Consider the following 3,502-nt stretch of genomic DNA (forward strand, 5'->3'; position numbering starts at 1 on the left):
TCGTAAGTGCGAAAGAGAAAATCTTTATAAGGCTATTGACATCGGTGAATGGTGGCTGCAAGACGCTATGAAAATGATGGGCTAATTAAATTTAAGCTGTTGCATTTTTATGTGACAGCTTATTTGCATTTATAAAATCATAATCTGAAAGGGTGAAAAATGTGAATTTAACCAAAGAAAATGTAAAGAAAATTTGCGGAATAATATTGTTCACGGTTGTAGTGTTGGTTATAGTGCAGAACTACGAAAAGGTCGGAAACGCTATAGGACTTTTGTGGGGAATAATTTTTCCGTTTGTTTTGGGCGGAATAATAGCTTTTATACTTAATATACCTATGAGAGCGATTGAAAAGCTACTGTTCAAAAGCAAAAACGGAAAACAAAAGAAATACGCAAGACCGCTCAGTATGATTATAACTTTTCTGCTTGTAATCGGAGTGATTGCGGGTGTGATACTTATTGTTGTGCCACAAATAGGCGGAACTGTGAGAGAACTTACAAAATCGGCAGAAGCATTTTTTCCTAAAGTACAGAAATGGGCAGAGGATATGTTCAGTAATAATACGCAAATCCATGATTGGATTGCAAGTTTGCAGTTCAATACCGACAAACTTATGGATACGGCGATAAATTTCTTACAAAACGGTGCGGGAAATGTTTTAAACGGTACATTTACGGCGGCAAAAGCTGTTGTATCTGGAATAACGGCATTTTTTATCGGCTTGATATTTGCGTTCTATCTGCTTGCGAAAAAAGAAACACTTCAAAGACAAGTCAATATGTTTATGCAGGCGGCTTTGCCTGAAAAAATAGTGAATAAAATAACGTATGTCGCAAAATTGAGCAATGAAACTTTTTCAAACTTTATAACGGGACAATGCCTTGAGGCGTTGATTTTGGGTACAATGTTCTTTGTTACATTGTCAATAATACGATTGCCGTATGCACTTTTGATTGGAGTTTTAATCGCTTTTACGGCACTTATACCGATATTCGGTGCGTTTATCGGCTGTATTGTGGGTGCATTTTTGATGATTATGGTAAGCCCGATGAAAGCACTTATATTTGTAATTGTGTTCATTGTACTTCAGCAGATAGAGGGTAATTTAATTTATCCGAAAGTTGTCGGCGGTTCGGTCGGCTTGCCGTCACTTTGGGTTTTGGCGGCTGTTACAATAGGCAGCAGTCTTATGGGCGTGGCAGGTATGTTGTTCTTTATACCGTTTACATCGGTGATATATACGCTCGTGCGAGAATGGACATATAAACGTCTTGAACAGAAAAAAACAAAAGAAAATAACAATGATGAGAGTAATGAAAGCAGTGTGTAAAGCACTGCTTTTTGCGTAATCTTTTATTATAACATATTTTAAAATTGTGTGCAAATAAACAATTTTAAAAATAAAAAATCGCTGATTTGACAAGAATTGAAAGTCGGGTTAAAATAGTGATAACAAATTAAAGCAAAGGAGAAACACAATGAAGTTTATACACTTATCCGATTTGCACATAGGAAAACGCGTGAATGAGTTTTCTATGATAAATGACCAGAAATACATACTTGAACAAATACTTAATATAATCGCAAATGAAGAAATTAACGCGGTTATTGTATCAGGCGATGTGTATGATAAATCGATACCTGCGGTCGAGGCGGTTACGGTATTTGACGATTTTCTTACGGAGCTTGCCGCAAAAGATATACCGACATTAATAATAAGCGGCAACCACGATTCGCCGGAAAGATTGGGGTTCGGAAGTAAAATAATGCAGAATAACGGTGTGCATATATATTCGGTTTTTGACGGTGAACTTCACAAGGTGAAAATTGATGATGTTAATTTTTATATGTTGCCGTTCGTAAAACCGATAATGGTAAGAAGGTTTTACCCCGAAGTCGAAACGTATGAGGACGCAGTAAGGGAGATTATTGAGAATACGGATATTGATAAGTCGCAGAAAAACGTTATACTGTCACATCAATTTATTACAAAAACAGGTGCGGAAACAATGCGAAGTGATTCGGAAAGTGTATCTGTAGGCGGTCTTGATAATATTGATATATCGGTGTTTGATGATTTTGATTATACGGCTTTGGGACATATCCACAGACCGCAGTCGTTAAGTGAAAAAGTGCGATATTGCGGTTCACCGCTGAAATATTCATTCTCTGAGGCAAAATACGATAAAACCGTTACAATAGTCGATGCAGATGATTTCTCAGTGCAAACAATACCGTTAAAGCCTTTGCACGATATGCGAATGATTAAGGGCAGTATTGAAAATATATTGTCTAAAGAAGTAATAAATGCGGCGGATTCTGATGATTATTTACATATCACGCTTACCGACAAAGACAATATAATAGACGCAATGGACAAAGTGAGAAGTGCGTATCCGAATGTTATGCAGCTTGAATTTGAACGTGATATGAAAGGAAATACAAAGGGTGTATATGAGGCGACAGGTGTCGGAACTAAGCCTGATAATGAACTTTTTTATGATTTTTATAAGTTGCAGAACGGTGTGGAAATAGACAGTGAAAAAGCCGAGTTGGTCGATTCGATTTTAGAGGAGGTGAAAGAAAATTGAAACCGTTAAAGATTACAATGAGCGCATTTGGACCTTATGCTGAAAAAGTGACAATAGATTTTGAAAAATACCAAAACGGTCTTTATATTATAACAGGTGACACAGGTGCGGGAAAATCAACGATATTTGACGCAATAACCTTTGCTTTGTACGGAGAGGCGGCAACACAAAGACGTGAAAATACTATGCTTAGAAGTGACTTTGCAAAAAAAGATACAAAGACGTTTGTTGAGCTGGAGTTTATGTACAGAGGTAAAGTGTATAAAATAAAGAGAAATCCGAGATATAAGCGTGAGGGCTTGAAAACAGAGGAAACACCGAAAGCGGAAATTACATATCCCGACGGAAGTGTGAAATCGGGTGTAAAAGAAGTGACGGCGGCAGTTACGGATATTTTGAAAATCGACTGCGGACAGTTTACTCAAATTGCAATGATAGCGCAAGGTGAGTTTTTAAAACTGTTGCTTGCAGGCACGGACGAACGCGGAAAGATATTCAGAAAAATATTTAATACCGATTTATACAGGCGTTTTCAAGATCGTGCGAAAATGTTAGCCAATGATGCCAAACGTGATTATGAAACTGTAAAAAGCAGTATTGAACGTGAAATAAAAGGCGTTGTAAGCGATAATGAAGATGATTGGATTTTATATGATTCAACAAGGACAGATGAATTTATAAATGCACTGATGAACTTGCTTGGCGATTGGGAAAAAGATAAAAAGAGTATTACGGCGAAAGAAAAACGTTTAAAAACAAAATCGCAGAAACTTTCAGACGAAATCAGTTTGGCGGAAAATACAAATAAGTTTATCGAATCGCTTGAAAAGGAAGAAGAAACACTGAAAAAGCTAAATGATGACAGTGAAAAAATCGAAAGCTTAAGAAAAGATACAGACAGACTTGAAAG

At 36.8% G+C, this 3,502-nt stretch carries 3 protein-coding genes; all 3 read left to right on the forward strand.

Going from position 1 to position 3,502, the window contains the following annotated elements:
* The first annotated feature begins 161 nt into the window (after positions 1-161).
* On the forward strand, positions 162-1,331 hold the full coding sequence (locus ACLTU0_RS11310) for an AI-2E family transporter (RefSeq protein WP_022230247.1): 1,170 nt from the start codon (positions 162-164) through the stop codon (positions 1,329-1,331).
* A 148-nt stretch (positions 1,332-1,479) separates the two neighbouring features.
* The gene (locus tag ACLTU0_RS11315; RefSeq protein WP_147514418.1) at positions 1,480-2,592 is read left to right on the forward strand and encodes an exonuclease SbcCD subunit D; all 1,113 of its coding nucleotides are present in this window, start codon (positions 1,480-1,482) and stop codon (positions 2,590-2,592) included.
* Positions 2,589-3,502 (forward strand): AAA family ATPase (locus ACLTU0_RS11320; RefSeq protein ID WP_412322543.1); only part of this gene is annotated, 914 nt, incomplete at its 3' end. The genes ACLTU0_RS11315 and ACLTU0_RS11320, both read left to right, overlap by 4 nt.

Origin of the sequence: Hominilimicola sp., assembly GCF_046972485.1 — a bacterium.
Classification (GTDB): domain Bacteria; phylum Bacillota; class Clostridia; order UBA1381; family UBA1381; genus Hominilimicola; species Hominilimicola fabiformis.